The sequence below is a fragment of the Planococcus halotolerans genome (assembly GCF_003289955.1).
GTDB classification, from domain to species: Bacteria; Bacillota; Bacilli; order Bacillales_A; family Planococcaceae; genus Planococcus; species Planococcus halotolerans.
Genome location: NZ_QLZR01000006.1, coordinates 151,198 through 169,618, shown reverse-complemented (window position 1 = coordinate 169,618; position 18,421 = coordinate 151,198). Strand labels below are relative to the sequence as shown.

The 18,421-nt window shown below is 44.7% G+C and carries 24 protein-coding genes; 19 read left to right on the top strand and 5 right to left on the bottom strand.

Annotated features, from left to right (window positions below; all coding sequences use genetic code 11):
• Positions 1–83: 83 nt before the first annotated feature.
• Genes DP120_RS14345 through DP120_RS14335 form a run of 3 tightly spaced genes read right to left on the bottom strand, consistent with a single transcriptional unit; the run spans position 84 to position 3,018 of the window.
• A complete protein-coding gene (locus tag DP120_RS14345) occupies positions 84–1,028 on the bottom strand; it encodes a hypothetical protein (protein WP_133257400.1) in 945 nt (314 codons plus the stop codon).
• A gap of 5 nt (positions 1,029–1,033) precedes the next feature.
• Complete coding sequence (locus DP120_RS14340; RefSeq protein WP_112224349.1) at positions 1,034–2,260, bottom strand: glycosyltransferase family 2 protein; 1,227 nt, start codon at positions 2,258–2,260, stop codon at positions 1,034–1,036.
• Positions 2,257–3,018 carry a hypothetical protein gene (locus DP120_RS14335; RefSeq protein ID WP_112224348.1) on the bottom strand — a complete coding sequence of 254 codons (762 nt, stop codon included), beginning with the start codon at positions 3,016–3,018 and terminating at the stop codon, positions 2,257–2,259. The genes DP120_RS14340 and DP120_RS14335 overlap by 4 nt, the downstream gene beginning before the upstream one ends.
• 397 nt (positions 3,019–3,415) lie before the next feature.
• Between DP120_RS14335 and fliW the strand changes: the two genes are divergently transcribed.
• The 6 genes from fliW (at position 3,416) to DP120_RS14305 (ending at position 6,207) form a co-directional block, all read left to right on the top strand.
• Positions 3,416–3,862, top strand: coding sequence for a flagellar assembly protein FliW (gene fliW / locus DP120_RS14330; RefSeq protein ID WP_112224347.1), 447 nt, complete (start codon positions 3,416–3,418; stop codon positions 3,860–3,862).
• 3 nt (positions 3,863–3,865) lie between these two features.
• Positions 3,866–4,087, top strand: coding sequence for a carbon storage regulator CsrA (gene csrA, locus DP120_RS14325; RefSeq protein WP_112224346.1), 222 nt, complete (start codon positions 3,866–3,868; stop codon positions 4,085–4,087).
• A gap of 185 nt (positions 4,088–4,272) precedes the next feature.
• Complete coding sequence (locus DP120_RS14320) at positions 4,273–5,205, top strand: flagellin N-terminal helical domain-containing protein (protein ID WP_112224345.1); 933 nt, start codon at positions 4,273–4,275, stop codon at positions 5,203–5,205.
• A 323-nt stretch (positions 5,206–5,528) separates the two neighbouring features.
• Complete coding sequence (locus tag DP120_RS14315) at positions 5,529–5,663, top strand: flagellin (protein WP_276310406.1); 135 nt, start codon at positions 5,529–5,531, stop codon at positions 5,661–5,663.
• A 59-nt stretch (positions 5,664–5,722) separates the two neighbouring features.
• Positions 5,723–5,899: a YjfB family protein gene (locus DP120_RS14310; protein WP_112224344.1), complete on the top strand. Its 177-nt coding sequence runs from the start codon at positions 5,723–5,725 to the stop codon at positions 5,897–5,899.
• A 74-nt stretch (positions 5,900–5,973) separates the two neighbouring features.
• On the top strand, positions 5,974–6,207 hold the full coding sequence (locus DP120_RS14305) for a hypothetical protein (RefSeq protein ID WP_112224343.1): 234 nt from the start codon (positions 5,974–5,976) through the stop codon (positions 6,205–6,207).
• On the opposite strand, the gene DP120_RS14300 is transcribed toward DP120_RS14305, so the two are convergent.
• Positions 6,204–7,085: an endonuclease gene (locus DP120_RS14300; RefSeq protein ID WP_112224342.1), complete on the bottom strand. Its 882-nt coding sequence runs from the start codon at positions 7,083–7,085 to the stop codon at positions 6,204–6,206. The genes DP120_RS14305 and DP120_RS14300 overlap by 4 nt on opposite strands.
• 199 nt (positions 7,086–7,284) lie before the next feature.
• Between DP120_RS14300 and DP120_RS14295 the strand changes: the two genes are divergently transcribed.
• The 13 genes from DP120_RS14295 (at position 7,285) to flgL (ending at position 16,937) form a co-directional block, all read left to right on the top strand.
• The gene (locus tag DP120_RS14295) at positions 7,285–8,046 is read left to right on the top strand and encodes a glucosaminidase domain-containing protein (protein WP_112224341.1); all 762 of its coding nucleotides are present in this window, start codon (positions 7,285–7,287) and stop codon (positions 8,044–8,046) included.
• A gap of 140 nt (positions 8,047–8,186) precedes the next feature.
• The gene (gene flaG / locus DP120_RS14290) at positions 8,187–8,540 is read left to right on the top strand and encodes a flagellar protein FlaG (protein WP_112224340.1); all 354 of its coding nucleotides are present in this window, start codon (positions 8,187–8,189) and stop codon (positions 8,538–8,540) included.
• Between the two features lie 29 nt (positions 8,541–8,569).
• Positions 8,570–10,117 carry a flagellar filament capping protein FliD gene (fliD, locus tag DP120_RS14285; protein WP_112224339.1) on the top strand — a complete coding sequence of 516 codons (1,548 nt, stop codon included), beginning with the start codon at positions 8,570–8,572 and terminating at the stop codon, positions 10,115–10,117.
• A complete protein-coding gene (locus tag DP120_RS14280) occupies positions 10,117–10,506 on the top strand; it encodes a flagellar protein FliT (protein ID WP_112224338.1) in 390 nt (129 codons plus the stop codon). The genes fliD and DP120_RS14280 overlap by 1 nt, the downstream gene beginning before the upstream one ends.
• An 18-nt stretch (positions 10,507–10,524) precedes the next feature.
• The gene (gene fliS / locus DP120_RS14275) at positions 10,525–10,902 is read left to right on the top strand and encodes a flagellar export chaperone FliS (RefSeq protein WP_112224337.1); all 378 of its coding nucleotides are present in this window, start codon (positions 10,525–10,527) and stop codon (positions 10,900–10,902) included.
• Between the two features lie 202 nt (positions 10,903–11,104).
• Positions 11,105–11,902, top strand: coding sequence for a flagellar motor stator protein MotA (gene motA, locus DP120_RS14270; protein ID WP_112224336.1), 798 nt, complete (start codon positions 11,105–11,107; stop codon positions 11,900–11,902).
• The gene (motB, locus tag DP120_RS14265; protein WP_205854553.1) at positions 11,892–12,722 is read left to right on the top strand and encodes a flagellar motor protein MotB; all 831 of its coding nucleotides are present in this window, start codon (positions 11,892–11,894) and stop codon (positions 12,720–12,722) included. Before motA ends, motB begins: the two co-directional genes overlap by 11 nt.
• Positions 12,723–12,741: 19 nt before the next feature.
• Positions 12,742–13,170: a flagellar basal body-associated FliL family protein gene (locus tag DP120_RS14260; protein ID WP_112224334.1), complete on the top strand. Its 429-nt coding sequence runs from the start codon at positions 12,742–12,744 to the stop codon at positions 13,168–13,170.
• A gap of 115 nt (positions 13,171–13,285) precedes the next feature.
• On the top strand, positions 13,286–13,663 hold the full coding sequence (locus DP120_RS14255; RefSeq protein WP_233786018.1) for a flagellar protein: 378 nt from the start codon (positions 13,286–13,288) through the stop codon (positions 13,661–13,663).
• Between the two features lie 26 nt (positions 13,664–13,689).
• A complete protein-coding gene (gene flgM, locus DP120_RS14250) occupies positions 13,690–13,956 on the top strand; it encodes a flagellar biosynthesis anti-sigma factor FlgM (protein ID WP_112224391.1) in 267 nt (88 codons plus the stop codon).
• Between the two features lie 328 nt (positions 13,957–14,284).
• Complete coding sequence (locus DP120_RS14245; protein ID WP_233786185.1) at positions 14,285–14,764, top strand: flagellar protein FlgN; 480 nt, start codon at positions 14,285–14,287, stop codon at positions 14,762–14,764.
• A 24-nt stretch (positions 14,765–14,788) separates the two neighbouring features.
• A complete protein-coding gene (gene flgK / locus DP120_RS14240) occupies positions 14,789–16,033 on the top strand; it encodes a flagellar hook-associated protein FlgK (protein ID WP_112224333.1) in 1,245 nt (414 codons plus the stop codon).
• A 25-nt stretch (positions 16,034–16,058) separates the two neighbouring features.
• Complete coding sequence (gene flgL, locus DP120_RS14235) at positions 16,059–16,937, top strand: flagellar hook-associated protein FlgL (protein WP_112224332.1); 879 nt, start codon at positions 16,059–16,061, stop codon at positions 16,935–16,937.
• Positions 16,938–17,567: 630 nt separating this feature from the next.
• Here the strand turns inward: flgL and DP120_RS14230 are convergent.
• Positions 17,568–18,407 (bottom strand): flagellar hook-basal body protein, encoded by an 840-nt coding sequence (locus DP120_RS14230; RefSeq protein WP_112224331.1) that lies wholly within the window; start codon positions 18,405–18,407, stop codon positions 17,568–17,570.
• Positions 18,408–18,421: the final 14 nt, after the last annotated feature.

The following is an 18,421-nucleotide window of genomic DNA, read 5'->3' as shown; positions in this document are numbered from 1 at the left end:
GGGAGAAAATCCAGCCTTTTTTAATTTGTTCTGCTATCACTAAAGAGCGCTTAAGGAAGTCTCCTTAAGCGCGGTAAGAAAAACTATTGTTTTTGCACGAGCATCTGATAATGGATAAAGTCGAAGAAATGGGCGTTATCAAGCATTCCATCGGCGGCGATGTCCTTGGCATGCCGGAAAACTTCATCCGCCAGTTCGACTTCGCCCAGTGATGAAAAATAAGTGTGCAAATAATAATAGACAGCCAGGGACTCGTAGTCCACCGTCGCTTTCAGCGTCTGCCGGTCATATCTGCCATATATTTTCTGCTCCTCATTCCACTCTTCCTTGAGCCATTCCGCGAATTGTTCTGAAGGCTGTCTTCTATTTTCACGGTTTAGCGCAATCAGCAATTGATCGATCATATGCACTTCATTGCTGCTGACGTACTGTTCGGACGCGGTGTCGTAGTATTCGGGAAAAAACACTTCGCTGGCATCGGCATTACCCAGCAATTCGTACGATTCGGCAGTAATCGATTCACTGTCATCCAGATAACTTAAAGTCAGCCGCTGGGCAGGCAACTCGAGCGACCAGTCATAGAAATCCACTGTATAGCCGCCTGTAGATTGAACGCTAAATACAGCTGCTGAAAGTTGGTCGGCAATAATTTTATAGTTTTCATTGCCAAAAATTCCGGCCGCCTGCTCCAGTGCCGTTGTGATGCGGATATCATCGATCAGTGCATTCGTCGCGGCATTTTCATTCAGGCGCCAGCGGATAAAATAATGGTCGTTTTCCTGCGCGAGAAAGTGGCTCTTCAGGAGTTCAACCTGCTTTGAAAAGTTCTCTTCATCTTCAACGAGCACTAAGTATGCCATATATAAGCTGATCGTTTCGGATAAGTATTCGGAATCCTGCTCTGTCGGGTAGGCGTGAATCAGTCCGTCGGCATTCGTATAATTTTTTTCGACCTGTTCCTGAACGGATTCCATTTTCCCGCAACCACCCATCATCAATCCAACCAGAAGCAGCATAACGAACTTCATTGTCATCAGCCAATACCTTTAAAACGCTTCGTTTTGTCCCAGGCAATCGTTTTGCCGCGCAGGCGGCTCCAGGCGTAAAGCGAAAAACTGCGCAACAGAAGGATGATAAACAGCTGGGCATAGGTGAAATACATGGTAAAGACGAAGAAGACGTTTTTCAGTGTCACGTTGCGGTCGATCACCAATGCGCTCAATAATTGGCTCGTATAGACGATATAACTCATGAACCAGAGAATCAGGAGCGGCGCGCCCATATTCGGAAATTCGTAGCCGGCCACACTGAGGATGAAAAAGATATCCGAAAACAGCAGGACCAACACGAAAACGAGATAAGTCATAACGTGCTGAAGGCTGAGGAAAAACGTCTTTCCTTTCCAATGCGTCAGATCCTGTAGGGATTTCTCCAAGAGGTAGATATTGCCGGTCAACCAGCGTGTCCGCTGTCGGATAAACGTTTTGATGCTTTCCGGTTCCTGTTCCCAGGTCCGTGACGTCGGAACGACCGGCAGCAGATAGCCTTTGGACGTCAGGCGGATTGTCAGTTCCGCATCTTCAGCAAGGGCGAACACATCGTACCCGCCGATTTCTTCAAGAACCGATCTCCGGAGCAGCATGTTCGTGCCTGCAAGCGAGCCAAGTTTGAAGACTTTCCAGCGGCCGCATTGCATCAATAATTGAAACACCTGGAATTCCAAAGCGATCATGCCGGTTAAGATGTTGGCGTTCCTGTTTTTCGTTTTTACATAGCCGACTGCTCCGGCTGCGTTTTTTGTACTTTCCGCTGTGCGCACCAATTTCTCCAAGGCATCGGTTTCCGGTTCATTGTCAGCATCATACACGATGAAGTAATCCGAGTCGGAAATGCTCAACCCGTAATTCAATACACGCGATTTGCCCGCAGGCGAACCATCGGGAACTGAAATGTAATGGATTCTGGAAAAGACGGCCGCAAACTCTTTGGCAATTTCCGCTGTCTCGTCTTTCGACCTGTCATCCAGCACATAAATATCCAGCTTCCCTTTGTACTCAAGGCGCGCCATTGCCCGCAGCGTGTTTTCGATGACGATTCCTTCATTGTGGGCAGGGATCAGCACCGCGACACTTGGGTAAACCTCCAGTTCCTCCGGATCTTTGAATGTAATACGGAACCAAACGCCTGAAATGGTCAGGATCGAGTAAAAAATGAGCAGTGTCCAGAAAAAGGCCATGATTACCAGAATGATAGACGTCATAACGGTTTCCCCATCAATCCGGCAAGATGCTCAACGTCTGTTACCTGCTCGATTGCTGTGGCATAAGGAGAGTCCGATAAATTGATTTCAGTCTGGACCTTTTCCCGGAAACGATCCAATACGATTTGCACACCTTCGGAATGTGTATTCTTTAATAGAAGATAAATGGCTCCCATATCGCCTGTCGCCAAATCGAATTTTTGGCGGATGCTCTGTAACGCCAGGCGTTCCATCTCTTCCTGCAGATTCACTTTCACGCGGTTATTGGGGGAAGTGATGGAAATCTTGACGAACCAGGCTTCTTCTTTATTTCGTTCCTTCGATTTCAGCAGCCATTGCGCCTGCTCATGAAATTCCGGAAGCGTCAGCAGCTTGGTCACACCTTTGTATTTTTGCAGCAGCCGAACCTCGTGTTTTAAATCGTTATTTTCATAACCGATTTTTTTAATGACATTCATCAGAATCCAATACAATAGAAGGGAACTCGTCAGCAACAGGTGCCCGTACATATACTGGAGCTGCATCTGGGACGATTGCTGATTGACGAAAGCGTAGATCGTCAGGAAGACGCCGTAGGAAAGGGCGACCGTGATCGCATACAAAAAGATGAATCTTTCCTGCACAGCAGTCATCACCAGAATGGAGATGGCGGCAAGCACGAGCACTGTCTGATAAAACGGCAACTCCAGAAAAGCGATTGCCCAACCATTAAGCAGAATTCCCAAAAGCAGCGTGGCAAGTACAAAGTTCTTTTTCATAACCTCATTCCTCCCTTTTATTAAAATTAAATATTTTGAATATTTTATCTATATAAACTGAATATACGTCTCGAGCACTAGAGCTACAAGTGCAGAAAAGCTTAGAGTAGGATTTTTGAAAAATAGTATAAAGACCTATGACGAGAAGTGTATTTAGTGAATTTATTTCTTTTAGATAAAATAGCGTTTAAATATAAGCTTCTCCTTTCTTTTTAATTGAAAAATGAAGAAAGGTACACAATAAAAAATATGATTTTCAATAATTTTTATGCTGTAATCCGAAGAATGCATAGGGATTTTGACGCTAGCACAAAAAATACTGTTTAATCATTCCATTATGTGCAAAAATAAGAACAAGCAATCAACGCATCATGAACAGAAATGAGGAGAACCCAAAGTGAATTTCCAAACGACCCGTTTCGGTGAAATAGAAGTAGCAGACTCAAGCGTCATCACATTTACACGAGGAATTCCCGGCTTTGACGAATACCAGAAATACGTCTTGATCCCGGCCGACACAAAAGAAGAAACGCCGTTTTTCTTCCTGCAATCGCTGGAAGCGGAAGATATCAGCTTCTTCCTCGTCGATCCATTTTCATTCTTTAAGGAATACGACGTTAAAATCTCTGACCAGACCGTCGAACGTCTCGAACTCGAAGACCCATCCGACGCGCTGGTGCTGACAACGGTAACCGTGCCCGGCGAAATGCAGCACGCGACGACCAACCTCAAAGCGCCGCTAGTCATCAATAATAGGAAGCAGCTCGGCATGCAAACCGTGCTGGACAATAAAACCTATGAAATCAAACAGCCGCTATTCCAAGCTGAAGCAAGGAAGGTGTAAGCGATGCTCGTACTCGGACGAAAAAAAGGCGAATCGATCATCATCGACGACCAGATCGAAATCACTATCAATTCCGTAGAAGGCGAAACCGTAAAGCTCGGGATTGAAGCCCCTCGGCATATTACGATTCATCGAAAAGAAGTTTACCTGGAGATTCAAGAAGAGAATAAGAAGGCGATGTCGAATGTTATTGATATCGGAGATTTTTTGAAGATGAAGAAGTGAGTGGAGAGTCTGCAGAGATGCGGGCTTTTTTGTGTTTCTAAAAGAAAATAAAAGTTTTTTAAAAATAAATTTAAAAAACGCTAAACATTTTCTGGCGCCCTCCGATAAAGATAGTGTAAGGAAGTTCAAACGGATTTGAACACCCTTGCAAAAAACAAAAAAACATTACACGGAGGTAATACACAATGATTATCAATCACAACATCACAGCTTTAAACACTCACCGCCAATTGGGCTCAGCAAACAACGCTCAGGCAAACAGCATGGAGAAATTGTCTTCTGGTCTTCGCATCAACAAAGCGTCTGACGATGCAGCTGGACTTTCAATCTCTGAAAAAATGCGCGGACAGATTCGCGGGTTGGAGCAAGCTTCGGCAAACGCTCAAGACGGCATCTCATTGATGCAAACAGCTGAAGGTGCATTGAACGAAACTCACGACATCCTACAACGTATGCGTGAATTGGCTGTACAATCTGCCAACGATACAAACACAGATACAGACCGCAAAGAGCTTCAAAAAGAAGTAAACGAACTTGCTTCAGAAATCACAAGAATTGGTGACAACACTGAATTTAATACTAAAACGCTTTTAGATGGTGGATTCTCAGGAACTTTCCAAATTGGGGCAAATGAGGGGCAAAACCTTTCAATTTCTATAGGAGATATGCGAACGGATGCTTTATCGGTTGGAACATCCTATACAGCTGCTACAGCATCTGATACATCTGGAACACTTGTAGGCCAAGACGGGACAACGGTTGTAGGGACATGGCAAGCTGCAACACCGGAGACTACCGATGCTACTACTGGGGCAGTAACACCAGCAAAAGTTGCCGGGTACTATGATGGCGCCGGTGTTTTAAAATTAGAAGCAGAGAAAACTTTAACAAATGACGCTAAAGGCGCTCTAGGTATTGATATTTCATCACAAGCAACATCTGACGCTGCAATCACTACAATCAATAATGCAATCGAATCAGTTTCTTCTGAACGTTCGAAGCTTGGTGCAAACCAAAACCGTTTAGACCACACAATCAACAACCTTGGAACATCAGCTGAAAACCTAACAGCAGCGGAATCACGCATCCGCGACGTTGATTATGCCGAAGCCGCTTAAAGCGAGCCGAGGTACAGTCGTCCTAACTGGTAACGGTTAGCGATTACGATCGGGTGAATTGCTGGAAACCCCTCATAGCTTTTATTGCCACAACGCAGCTGGAAACGGCAGACGTGAAGGCTCGAAAAAATAAAAGATTGGGCAATCAGCAGCCAAGCTCCTGTCTCGAAAGAGTGGAGAAGGTTCAACGACTAGGATAGACCATCTAAGGCGCAAGCTATGGTGATGAAATCCGTAGGTGATACAGTGTACATCAGCACTGATTGATCCGAAGTGCCCGGCCCCTACTAAAACTAGAGGGTGAAGATATAGTCTAGTCATTTATGAAAGTAAATGTTCGCACGATGGCGAAAGAAATGATGAACCAAACGAAGAACTCAATTCTTGCACAAGCAGCACAAGCAATGCTAGCGCAAGCAAATCAGCAACCGCAAGCAGTTCTTCAATTACTACGTTAATCTTAAGAAAAAATGGGAGCCTAATTTTAGGCTCCTTTTTCTATAAGGGGGGATGCTAAATGGATATCGCAGCATTATCAATGGTACTAAGCCAAGCGAATGTTCGACAGGAAGCCACTATGTCAGTAATGAAAAAGACAATGGATCAAGCTGAGTCGAATGGCCAAAATGTAGTTAAAATGCTTGAGCAATCTGTTCAGCCACATATTGGTGGATCGGTTGATTTAAAAGGATAATTATAAGTGCAAATTGATGTTAAAGGAGCCAAGGAATAATCCAAGGCTCCATTTTATATAGAGGAGAAAAATTTATGGATGATAGAATGTATAAAGAATTTCTTGAATCACAGCTTCAGTGGTCGAAAAATCAAACTGCTATATTGGATAAAATGGAGAGCAAACTCCTTGAAATGAAGAAGGTTGCTGAGTATGCAGCAGGTAATGTACTGTCGTCCGTTGAATTAGAAAATTCGACGGCTCAGATAAATAAATTGAATCAAGAATATCAGAGATTAACGGAATCATATCAATTGGGTGCGAATTAATCTTTTTCCATACGAAAACAACATGTAGTCAATTGGCTGACGGTCAATCCTGTTTGCAGTTTTAACTCCTGTAGAGATTCTCTGTAATTTGGATGGATTACTATTTGATAAGACTTGGTGGGAATTTGATGCGAAGCTATGTTTTGTCTGAAAAATTCATCTTGGTTCTTAGCAGCTTCAATTATTAAAGGCAACTTACTATACTGGCTGTTAACTTCTTTAGTAGGTTTGGCAAGGATGATTTCGTCTGGAAGATAAACAGTAGTTCGAGCTGCAATCGGTTTTACTCTGTGGGTGGGACGCTTTTTTCTGTTCATCGAATCATGGAGGTATGGCTCTACAAGATACAGGAAGTGGTATATCTGAAACTGATCATACAATAAGAGCCGATTCTGACCATCCAAGGAAAAACGAAATCCGTATTTCTCCTGAAGAAAATGCTGCAGAAAAAGGTTTTCTTCTTTACTGAAACTGTCAGTAGATAGAATGATTTTTCTAGGGATATCTCCATCCAATTTTAAATGCCCATCATCTTGATACCACCAGGCCAAACTCCGATCTGTAAAATTGTCTCCTATATAAGATAAAGGCAACTCTTTCTTTCCGCTTGGATACCAGACTTCATATAAAAATGAAATATCAATGGAAGTCCGAGATTGAACAATAAAACTTTCGGTATATCCCAACTTCATTCGGGAATCAATTAACTTTCGATATTTTGGCGGAGTTAATGGCAAGGATTCACCCAGCTGTTCGTAGCAATAATTGCTCCAACCTTTATCTTTTATGCAGTGAGTGAATTGGAATCTGGGTTTACGGTTCTGTTCTTTGGTCAGACAGCCATCCCCCAATAATTTCCCGCAAATTAAGTCATGCATTTCAACCACCAGCTTTCTGATAAGCTTTTAGTTAATTATACGTTCACTTGCAAGAATAAAGAATTTTGAGCGAGTAGATGCACTCATTTATATTTCGATGGAAGTAAACATTTTTAATGTCACAATTATCCTATTCTTTTTTCGTTAATTCTGCTGTATGATAAATTCATGATTATACTGACAAAGGTGTGTGACTCCCGTGACGAGCCCGATTTCTTCAAATTGGTTCTACTATACAACAATGGCTTCCTTGGCTCAGGCTTCATCAGCGGCTAACCAAACTGGAGCTTCCACTAATCCGCTGAACAGTTCAGGTACCAATATCTCCATGTTTATGACGTTGTTAAGCTCCATGATGCAAGGCGGCGAGATGGATTCTCCCATGCTAGCGGCGTTGAATCCTCAGACAAACTTGGGAAATAGCCAAAGCAGCCAGATGATGGCTCAATTGAATAATACCTATAAGCCGATTTCCGTTTCGTTGCCTGCTTCAACGGCTCCGGCAGTTGCTGAAACTGCTGCACAGTCTGCAGTGCCGAATTTGAAAACAGATTTAAGCTTCAAGCCGATTCAATTTCTTAAGCTTGAAAATACATTAGGCGGTAAGCTGAGTGGTACTTCTGCTCACTTCATCAATGCTGGTAAGAAGTATGATTTGGATCCCAATCTTCTGTCGGCTATCGCCATCCATGAAACCGGCAACGGCACATCTCGTGCCGCGAATGAGAAAAATAATATCGCGGGCATGATGGGCAAAAATGGCCTCCGCAGTTATGACTCTGTGGAAGAAAGCATTTTTGATATGGCTCGCAATCTCCGTCAAAATTATTTGAACCAAGGCAAGACCACAGTTGCCGCAATTGGTGCTAAATATGCTCCTGTCGGTGCTGGAAATGACCCGACAGGTCTCAATAATCATTGGGTAACAGGCGTAAATCGTCAATTGAATAAATTAACGTAGATAAAACCGATTGTTATTCGTCGGTTTTATTTTTATTTTCATCGAATAATAATTTCAATAAATGCTAAAAATATCTCTTTTTCTGCCGATACATAAGTATGGCAATTATGTAGATTGATCGGACAAGGGGATAGAGAGCGATGGAAGTGAAAAGTACACCTGTTATTCCAATTTTCAAAAGCAATGAAACTGTGGTTATTGAACCAATAAAAATTCAGGTAAAATCTGAAACTCCTATACAAAAAGAAGAAATTCATCAGGAACAAATCACTAAAGAGATGGTGCAGAACCAGATCGAAGGCATGAATGAATTTCTTGAGCCGACAACAACTGCCGTTAAGTTTTTATTGCATGAAGATTTGAATGAATATTATGTGCAAGTGATAAATCCTTTAACCGACGAAGTTTTGAAAGAAATCCCTAATAAAAAATTCCTTGATATGTATGCGTCGATGACGGAGCTCATGGGATTAATAGTAGACGAGAAAAAGTAAAAGAATGATATAGAATCGGAGTGATTTAAATGCGTGTAGGTGGACTGGCTTCCGGAATGGATACAGATGCAATCGTAAGAGACATGATGAAGATACAAAAAATGCCGTTGGATAAATTGATGCAGCAGAAAACTCTTATGGAATGGCAGAAAGATTCGTTCCGGGATGTCAATTTATCGTTGTCCAATTTACGGAATTTAGCTAGTGGCTTAAGGCTTCAAAGCACTTTTAACTCATATAGCGCAACTTCGTCAGTTCCAGGAGCAGCGACGGCGGAGACTTCCGCGCTTTCAGTCAGTGGCAGTTATAAAGTGAATGTGGAACGGTTGGCGAGTGGAGCAAAAGTCCATTCAGCAAATACGATAATGAAAGATGCGAATAATGCAGCCAAATCCACGGATCAAATCGGTGTGGCAGGCAACATCGTAATCAAAGGCAGCGGAACAGGGGCTGTCGATATACCAATTGCTATAGAAGCAACTGATACATATGAAGCAGTCGCTAAAAAAGTACAGGATGCGACGGCTGGTAAAGTACCGGAATTGCGGATGAGCTTTGATAACACAACTTCAAGGTTCTTCATCTCGACAAAAGGGATGGGCGCGGATCAGAATTTCACGATGGATTTTGAGAATGCTGATGGAACTGCCAATTCCGCATTGGCGAAGCAAGTGGTAAACCAAGAAAGTGCAACAGCTGGAGAATTCGTTTCTTCTTTCTCAACAAGCGCCGCTACAGCGACAGATACTTTTATGTCTGCAGCAGCAACTGGAAAAGTCACATTCGACGGAATCACTGTCGACAATCTGAATACCAACAAAACAACAATTAACGGTTTGACTATAAATCTCTTAAGTGTTGGAGAATCGATCATCACTGTGCAGGCAGACGCAACAAAAACATTCGATAAAATCAAAGAATTCGTTGATAAATATAATGAAGCAATCGGTGATATCGAAAAACAATTGGTTGAAAAACGCTATCCGAATTTCCAGCCACTTTCGACAGAGCAAAAAAAGGATATGTCGGAAAATGAAATTGAGCTTTGGGAAGAAAAAGCCCGCAGCGGTTTGCTCCGCAATGACCCAGTGTTACGAGGTGCTATGCAGGAACTGCGCCGCTCATTCATGGATCCAGTTGCAGGGGTACCGAATGGTAATCTCAATTTGATGTCGCAGATCGGTATCAATACTGGAAACTACACAGAAGGCGGCAAGCTTTTCATTGATGAAGATAAATTGAAAGCTGCTTTGACAGAACAGCCAGATGAAGTAATGGCATTGTTCACGAATCGTGTTGGCGATCAAAACGTTGGGGTCGGCGGCCGTGTATATGAAACTTTGAATAATGTAGTGAAAAGATTAAGCGATAAGGCGGGCAGTCCGTCCAGCCTTGTAGATAACAGCCAAATGACGAAATATCTTAAACAAATGGATCAAGATATCAGCAAATGGCAAGATAAACTCTCGCGGATTGAAGACCGCTACTGGAAACAATTCACAGCAATGGAGAAAGCACTGAGCCAGATGAATTCCCAAAGCGCTTGGATGCAGCAAAATATGTTCGGTGGTATGTAATGGACGCGTATCAACTCAGACTGGCTGAATTTCTCGAGCTTACAGAAAAATTGAATGCACAGGCAAAAACGGTGCATTCGAAAATGGAAAACAATGAAGAAGGACAACTCGAGTCTGTGCAGGTGCTGTTTGAAAGGCGTCAGGCAGTCATCAATCAGCTCAGTGAATATACAAAAGCCGCTGAATTCGAATGGACTTCTGAAGATAAAAAAGTCATCAGTCAACTGAAAGGTTATGAAGATGAAATGCAGCCGCTATTAAATCGATTGCATCAATCTTTTACAACCCAGATGAACCGGCTGAATCAGACAAGCCAGGCATCGAAAAAATATGTCGGTGCGTATCAGACGAAATCCACCGAGGGCTCATTTATCGATCAGCGGAAGTAATACAAGGAGGTTCTACAATTGGCAATCAATAATCCTTACCAAACATATCAACAAAACTCAGTCATTACGGCATCACCGCAGGACTTGTCCTTGATGCTCTATAACGGCTGCCTGAAATTCATCAAGCTGGCAAAACGCGCGATGGAAGAAGGTAAGATCGAAGAAAAAAATACTAATTTAATCAAAGCACAGGCAATCATCCAGGAATTCCAAATCACCCTTGACCGTGATATCGCAATTTCAGAAGGCTTGGCTCAACTATACGAATACATTAACTTCCGTCTTATAGAAGCGAACATCAAAAACGACATGGCCATTCTCGAAGAAGCAGAAGGCCAAGTCAAAGAACTGCGCGACACATGGAAAGAAGCAATGGCATTGGTGAAGGGGAAGTAATTTTTTTATTAAACAACCCCGAAGAAATCGCTGGAGGCAGCGACTCCTGCAGGATTAAGAGCGAGTCCTGAGACCCCGCAAGAGCAAAGCGATGAGGAGGCTCAGGCCGCTCCCTGCGGAACGCGTCTGCCTCAAGTGATTTCTGGCTACAGAAAAATAGCAACATTAGACAGAGACAAAGCAGTGAAATGAGGTTACAGATGTGGATAAGACATCCTGGATTGGCGTAATACTTGGAATAGTCGTTTTGGTTGGAGGCATGATTTTAAAAGGCTCCAGCCCAATCGCTTTATATAATCCGGCAGCACTAGTCATCATTTTTGCCGGAACAATCGCATGTATATTGGTCGCGTTCCCGATGGAAGAAGTTAAAAAGATTCCGAGCTTGTTCAAAGTCCTTTTCTCGGATAATAAAACCCTGTCAATCAAAGAAATGGTGCCGATGTTCTCCGGGTGGGCGATGCTTGCACGCCGCGAAGGGCTATTGGCTTTGGAAGAAAAAGCAGAAGAAGTGGAAGATCCGTTTTTACAGCGCGGCTTGAAAATGGTCGTTGACGGCCAGCCGCAGGAACAGATTCGCGAAATGATGGAAGAAGATATAGCGGCAATGGAAGAACGCCACGAACTTGGCGCAAAAATTTTCACGCAGGCCGGCACTTATGCACCGACACTTGGGGTACTGGGAGCGGTTATCGGGCTGGTTGCAGCACTTGGGCACCTGGACGATATCGCGCTTCTCGGAAAATCGATTTCCGCCGCGTTCATCGCGACGCTTTTCGGGATTTTCTCAGGGTACGTACTTTGGCATCCATTCGCCAATAAATTAAAGCGTAAATCCGAGCACGAAGCACGGACTAAGCGCATCATGCTGGAAGGCTTGCTGGCGGTTCACGAAGGCCTGCCGGTCCGTACAGTGGAAGAGAAACTATTGACTTACCTGCCGCTCAAGGACCGTGTTCTTGAAGAGGAAGTAAAAGAAGGTGTCGGCGTTGAAGCGTAAGAAAAAACATGAAGATCACGTAGACGAATCCTGGCTGATTCCTTACGCGGACGTTCTCACCTTGTTGCTCGCTTTATTCATCGTGCTGTTTGCAGCCAGTGAAGTGAATTCGCAGAAATTCCAGGAGATTTCGGATTCATTCAACCAGGAACTTCAAGGCGGAACAGGGATTTTGGATCAGCAGTCAGCGGTTGAAACGTTTGAAGAAACGTCGAAGCTTGCTGAACCGAATGATGTCGATCCGACCGAAGGGGAAGCGACAACACCGCCGGAAGTGGAAGAGGAAATTAACGATAAGATTGAAATGACTGCCGAAGAGATCGAGCAATTGGCTCTGGCGGAGGATTATAAAGAACTTGCGGCGATACAGGATAAAGTGAAAGCCTATATTGCAGAGCGCAATATGGAAGATAAATTGGAAGCGGAACTGACTTCCAAAGGCCTGGTGCTGAAAATTAAGGATGGCGTATTGTACCGTTCAGGAAGCGCAGACATTTCAGAAGGTTCTCGGACAGTCACGGAAGAAATCGGCAAGATGCTGGTGACAGATCCGCCGCGCAGCATCTTTATCGAAGGGCATACGGATAATATCCCGTCCACTTCCGACAAATACCCTTCCAACTGGGAACTGAGCTCCGCCCGGGCGATCAACTTTATGAAGATTTTACTGGAAAACAATGATTTGGATCCAACGAAATTCAGCGCAACCGGCTTTGCAGAGCATCAGCCGATTGCCAGCAACGATACAGCGGAAGGCCGTGCGGAAAATCGCCGGGTGGAAGTGTTGATTTCATTGTATGCACATGAAGAAACAGACTAATAGCAAATAGAGGTGCGTTATGGGGAAAATGATGAAAGTCTTGCTTATTTCATTGCTTGTGTTGGTTGCAGCAGGAGCGGGTGCGTTCTTTTTCTTAGGAAAAGACGCGGAAGGTTCTTCGGAAAAAGAAAAACAGCCTTCAGCGGAAGAGCTGGCAGCAATGAGCATTGATACAGATGTTATTACAACAAACTTGGCATCGCCGAATTTCGGAATCGTCCAATTTAATATTTTATTGGACAGTGAAAAAGCGAAGGAAGAAGCTGCGAAGCGGACGCCGGAAGTACGCGCAGCGATCATTTCAACAGTGGCTGGATTTACGAAAGAAGAATTGGTCGGACAGGAAGGCATTGCTGAACTGGAAGAGCAATTGAAAGGGAAATTGGCGGACATTATCCAGACCGGAAAAGTGGACCGCGTGTTAGTTACCGAATTCAAGGTTCAATAATTAAAAAACGCTAAACAAACCGTGAACTATGCCGATACTTACTATATAAAGGAACTGGGTGATTATTATGCAGTCAGATCGATTAGCTAACTGCACGATTTGCGGGAAGTTATATTTGAAGGATCATACGGATTATTGCTTGGATTGCTACAAGGAAATGGAGCAGGAGTTCAAGGTTGTCAACGATTTCCTGAAAGTTGAGGAAAACCGGTTCGCTTCCATTGAAGAAGTCAGCACATTCACTGAGGTAGCGGAAAAACGGATTGCGGAATTCATCCGGGACGGCAGGATCTACGTTGAAGATTACCCGAATCTGGGTTACGGATGCGCGCATTGTGGTACTCTTATCAAGAGGCAGATGCTGTGCAAGAACTGTTTCGAGGAATTCACTGCCGAGGTTAACAAGACCTTGAAGGCGGAAAAGTTTCTGGAAGAAGCGAACAGGCCGAACGAGCATGCTCAGGCGGCGCGATATTGGAAACTAAGAAATTAAAATATAAAAGACGGGGCGGTGAAGGAATGAATATCGATAAAACAAACGGTTCTTCCTTTATTCAATCTTACCAAAAGCAAATGCAGGTTTCGAAAGTGGACAAGACGAAGCCATTGCAGAAGGAAGACCAGCTGCAGATTTCAAATGAAGCCAAGCAGATGTTCGAAAGCAAAGCGGAATTTGAGCGCCATGAAAAGATACAGGCGCTGAAGGCCCAGGTCCAGTCTGGCGAATACCAGGTGAACAGCGAAAAAGTGGCAGAAAAGATGTTTGATTTCTGGTACGGAAAATAAAACGGATATATAAGTTAAATTAATGATTCTTGCCAATCGATATTCCGCAAAACAGCTCCACTTTCCTGGCGGCTCGCGCTAAGCTAACTCGGACCTTCGTCAGAGTGGATCTCAGCACTTCGCTTAGTCGCCTGGGAGTCTTCGCTGTTTTGCTCCATATCTCTAGAGAGTTCTCCAGCGCCGGCGCGTCGCCGGACTGGGCGGAACCATAAGACGAGTGTTCTTCTCGGCTTATGGTGTGAGCCTTGTCCAAAGCGCCGAAGCGGTATAATTACAATTGTTCTTTAATATAGTTTAGTTAAAAGGAGTGTGTCGGATTTTGAATGCAATGGTCACGGCACTGGATCAATTAATAGACGTCCAACAGCAGCTCATCACATGCGCTGACAATAAGAAAGCGGCATTGATTGAGCGCAATGTGGACAATTTGAACGGGGTAACAAAAGAAGAGAAGAAGCTGGTCAAACAGCTCGAACAAGCGGAACAAGAACGGATGGCAGCAATGGAAAGTGTTGCGCAGGATTCTGCTGCAGCAGGTTTCCAGTCATATCTAGATCAACTTCCCGATGGACAGGCAAGACAAAAGATCGAATCCCAATTGAAAACATTACAGGAGCTTACTGCGGAATTGCAGGCGAAAAACAAGATCAATGACCGCCTGCTGAAAGATTCCATGAGCTTTGTACAACATATGATTGACCAAATCACCAAGTCACAGCAGCAGCAATTCAATTACCAATCACCAATGGGCCAAGCCGGCCAAAAATCACAAACAAGCAACCGCGGCTTTTTCGATACGAAAGCCTGATCGGAGCAGAAGGAAGGGAAACACATGGTTTCAACATTTCACGGATTAGAGACTGGAAAACGCGCTTTGAGCGTCGGGCAGGCAAGCATTGCGACGACTGGCCATAATATCGCCAACGCCAATACGAAAGGCTATTCGCGCCAGCAGGTGAACCAGAGCACGACTCCTTCACTGGATGTCTGGACGAACAGCACGAACCCTGGCCAGCTAGGTTCAGGCGTTTCCATCGACTCGATCACGCGTGTGCGGGACCGTTTCCTGGACAATCAATACCGCGACCAATCAGCGACGCTTGCGGACGCACAGACAAAACAGGCAACGTTCGACCGTTTGGAATCGATCATCAATGAGCCAAGCGATTCCGGCTTGAATGCAGCGATGGACCAATTATGGAACGCATGGCAGGATCTTTCGAATAATCCGGACAGCGTATCTGCACAAGCGGTTGTCAAAGAACGCGCGCAGGCATTTGTCGAAGCGGCGCAGTCAATGGACAGCTCAATGGCTAACATGAAAACCGACTTAAATGAGCAAAAAACAGCCGCAATTTCTGAAGCGAATGATTATTTGAAGCAGATCGCTTCATTGAACGAATCGATTGTCCGCGGCGGCAATGGGTCGAATGATTTGAAAGACCAGCGCGATGTGCTCGTCGAGAAATTATCGTCACTTGCTCCGATCAAAGTGGATGCGCAGTCGAACGGAGCTTATAACATCAGCCTGGTTCAAAAAGACGACGCACCGCTTGCCCTCGTTGTTGGCACAACAGTAAGCGAGATTGACGATACTACTGAAGTGACAGGCGGGAAGATTGCCGGTTTGATTGCAGCGGAAAATAAAGTTGAATCAAACCACAGTGCATTGATCTCAGTAGCAACAACATTTGCAGCTGCCAACAATAAAACTGAAGGCGGCACGCCGTTGTTCAGCAACACGGCAAGCATTACCGCTATGGCAGTCGACTTTGGAGCGACACTTGGTGCACCGACAGCAGAGATGGAGACAGACATTAAAGGCGTGAAGTCTGATTACCAGAAGCTGGTCAGTACATTGGGCGCTGAAAGCCAATCGGCAACACGCTCAGTTGCGAACTTCGAAGCGACATTGCAGGCGACGGAAAATCGCCGCCAATCTGTAACAGGCGTTTCTTTGGATGAAGAAATGGCCAATCTAGTTAAATTCCAACATTCATATAGTGCCGCAGCTCGGCTGATATCGACGACGGATCAGATGCTTGATACGATTATTAACCGGATGGCTGCACGTTAATAATCGGTAACCGGAGGTAAGTATAATGAGAATTTCACATCAGATGCTACATCAAAATTCAATGAACCACGTCAGCCAGAACATGAGCCGCCTGAATAAAGCGTATAACGACGCTTCGACAGGCAAGCAAATCCATAAACCTTCAGATGATCCGCACGGTGTGAGCCAAGCGATGCAATTGAAGTCAGCCATTTCGGCTAACGGACAATACGAACGCAATACGAGTGAAGCCAATTTAGTGCTGGATGAAACGGATCAGACCATCAACAGCATGGTGAATGTCATGCAGCGTGTGCGCGAATTGTCTGTTCAAGGCAATAACGATACATTGAACGATGAAGACCGTAACATCATTGCGACGGAAGTCGAAGAGTTGACGGAGCAGCTTCGCCAGTTTGCCAACACACAAGTGAACGGCAATTACCTGTTCAATGGGACGGATACGAAAAATGCGCCTTATGCAGAAAAGAACTCGCACGAAACAGCCAATTTCGCTGATGTGAAATTGAAAACTTTTACGATTGCGGACGGCTTGACGCTGGAAGTTGGCGTGAAGGCGGGAGAATTATTCGGTGAAGGAGAAGATGGCCTCTTTGCGAAACTGTCGGAAGCAGCGCAAAACCTGCGTGCCGGCGAAAAAGTTTCGTTGGATAAAATCGATAGCGGAGTAGACCAGATGCTGCAAAAGGCTGCTGAAGTCGGAGCCCGTAAAAACCGCGTCGAAGCTGTCGAAAACCGCATCTCCGGCAGCACGCTAGAGTTGAAGCAAATGCTGTCGAAGATCGAAGACATTGACATCGCCGAAGCGATTACAAAGCTGAAAAGCGAAGAAAGCCTGTACCAGGCGAGTCTCGCGGCATCAGCAAAAATCATTCAGCCAAGTTTGATGGACTTTTTAAGATAATAATGAGAGAAAGAGCATTGCCATTATGGCAATGCTCTTTTTTGTTTTTTGTAATCGAGTGCATTTTGTAATCGCCGGAAATTCAAGAGCTTGGTTGGATGCTTTTCGCCTAAGCCCGGCCGAAAAGCGGGGAACCTGGAATTCAAAACCATAGTGGATGTTTTTCGCATTGCGAAAAACTCCTTCTTTAAGGAAATCTTCGCGGATGCGGAGATTTTTTCAATATAGGGGTTGTTGGAGAAGGAGGAGGGAATGGGTGAAAGACGGGGGAATTTGAGGGAGAATGGCTGTTAAAATAATCCATATTAAAAATAGGAGTTGCCGTGAGCTGGTTTCGTATGATGGGGGACGTTATCTGTCACGAATTATAGGGAGTTGGGAGTAAATCGATGAAAGTTGGGAGTAAACGGTGCCGAGTAGGGAGTAAAATCGAAAGCTAGGAGTGTGGGAAATATTTTGTTTAATTAATCCATTTAACAGGCGAATTGTTTAAGTTCAGGACAAGAGACTCCTGCTTTTTAGAATTTCACAGGACTTGGGCATAAAACGACAAAAGTTGGGCATAAACGGACCCGACTTGGGCATAAATCAAAAAAGCGGACACCCCCATGTGGGTATCCGCTTTTCTTATTAACCTCTTATAGTATTTACAAGCCCGCGCATATCATCAGCAAATGAAATCGCCTTGCTTTGCGATTGCAGCAAACGCTGGGTAGCGATTAATTCGGTCATTTCATTGGTCAAGTCGACGTTGGACATTTCCAGCGCGCCTTGGCCGACGCGGATTGAGCCGTCATTTCCGTCGGCAAGATTCAAAACCTGCAAGGTGCCGTTGGCGACTTGCTCAGCTTCGGTGCCTGGCAATTCATAAAGATTGCCGCCGGTTTTCTGAAGAAGATCCGGACGGTTTATTTCAGCGATGCTCAATTGGTATGTGTCTGCTGGCTTGCCGGCAGTTTTATACGTTACTTCGATTGTGCCGTTTTCATGTACAGTGATTTTATCGTAATCGTTGTCGATGGTTATTGGCTGGTTATTCGCACCGAGGACGGCTTCACCGTTGGATGTAACCAGATTCAGCTGGTTGCCGGCTGCATCTGGTGTTAATTGGAATGAACCGTTTTTTGTGTAATACGTATTGCCTTCAGACTCGACGCGGAAAAAGCCGTTTTCGCCAGTGATCATGAAATCGAGTTCGCGGCCGGTTTGGACAGCTGACCCCTGATTGGTGCGAAGGGCAATCTGTGAAACGGTTGCGCCAGCGCCGATGCGGATGCCATTTGGTGTTTGACGTCCGGCTTCAAGCGGGCCGGCTTGTTTTTCGAACGACTGCACCAGGGCGTCGGCGAAATTCGCTTCCTGCCGTTTGTAGCCGGTGGTATTGACGTTCGCGATATTATTAGCGATTGTGTCGATTTTTTTCTGCAATTCGCGCATAGAGGAAGCCGCGGAGTTCATCTGGATATTCATTTAGCTGGGCCTCC

Excerpts from the sequence above, each read along its gene's own strand:
- DP120_RS14345 (WP_133257400.1), bottom strand. The coding sequence starts at position 1,028 with ATGAAGTTCGTTATGCTGCTTCTGGTTGGATTGATGATGGGTGGTTGC.
- DP120_RS14340 (WP_112224349.1), bottom strand. The coding sequence starts at position 2,260 with ATGACGTCTATCATTCTGGTAATCATGGCCTTTTTCTGGACACTGCTC.
- DP120_RS14335 (WP_112224348.1), bottom strand. The coding sequence starts at position 3,018 with ATGAAAAAGAACTTTGTACTTGCCACGCTGCTTTTGGGAATTCTGCTT.
- csrA (WP_112224346.1), top strand. The coding sequence starts at position 3,866 with ATGCTCGTACTCGGACGAAAAAAAGGCGAATCGATCATCATCGACGAC.
- DP120_RS14320 (WP_112224345.1), top strand. The coding sequence starts at position 4,273 with ATGATTATCAATCACAACATCACAGCTTTAAACACTCACCGCCAATTG.
- DP120_RS14315 (WP_276310406.1), top strand. The coding sequence starts at position 5,529 with ATGAAAGTAAATGTTCGCACGATGGCGAAAGAAATGATGAACCAAACG.
- DP120_RS14310 (WP_112224344.1), top strand. The coding sequence starts at position 5,723 with ATGGATATCGCAGCATTATCAATGGTACTAAGCCAAGCGAATGTTCGA.
- DP120_RS14305 (WP_112224343.1), top strand. The coding sequence starts at position 5,974 with ATGGATGATAGAATGTATAAAGAATTTCTTGAATCACAGCTTCAGTGG.
- DP120_RS14300 (WP_112224342.1), bottom strand. The coding sequence starts at position 7,085 with ATGCATGACTTAATTTGCGGGAAATTATTGGGGGATGGCTGTCTGACC.
- flaG (WP_112224340.1), top strand. The coding sequence starts at position 8,187 with ATGGAAGTGAAAAGTACACCTGTTATTCCAATTTTCAAAAGCAATGAA.
- fliD (WP_112224339.1), top strand. The coding sequence starts at position 8,570 with ATGCGTGTAGGTGGACTGGCTTCCGGAATGGATACAGATGCAATCGTA.
- DP120_RS14280 (WP_112224338.1), top strand. The coding sequence starts at position 10,117 with ATGGACGCGTATCAACTCAGACTGGCTGAATTTCTCGAGCTTACAGAA.
- DP120_RS14260 (WP_112224334.1), top strand. The coding sequence starts at position 12,742 with ATGGGGAAAATGATGAAAGTCTTGCTTATTTCATTGCTTGTGTTGGTT.
- flgM (WP_112224391.1), top strand. The coding sequence starts at position 13,690 with ATGAATATCGATAAAACAAACGGTTCTTCCTTTATTCAATCTTACCAA.
- DP120_RS14245 (WP_233786185.1), top strand. The coding sequence starts at position 14,285 with ATGGTCACGGCACTGGATCAATTAATAGACGTCCAACAGCAGCTCATC.
- flgK (WP_112224333.1), top strand. The coding sequence starts at position 14,789 with ATGGTTTCAACATTTCACGGATTAGAGACTGGAAAACGCGCTTTGAGC.
- flgL (WP_112224332.1), top strand. The coding sequence starts at position 16,059 with ATGAGAATTTCACATCAGATGCTACATCAAAATTCAATGAACCACGTC.
- DP120_RS14230 (WP_112224331.1), bottom strand. The coding sequence starts at position 18,407 with ATGAATATCCAGATGAACTCCGCGGCTTCCTCTATGCGCGAATTGCAG.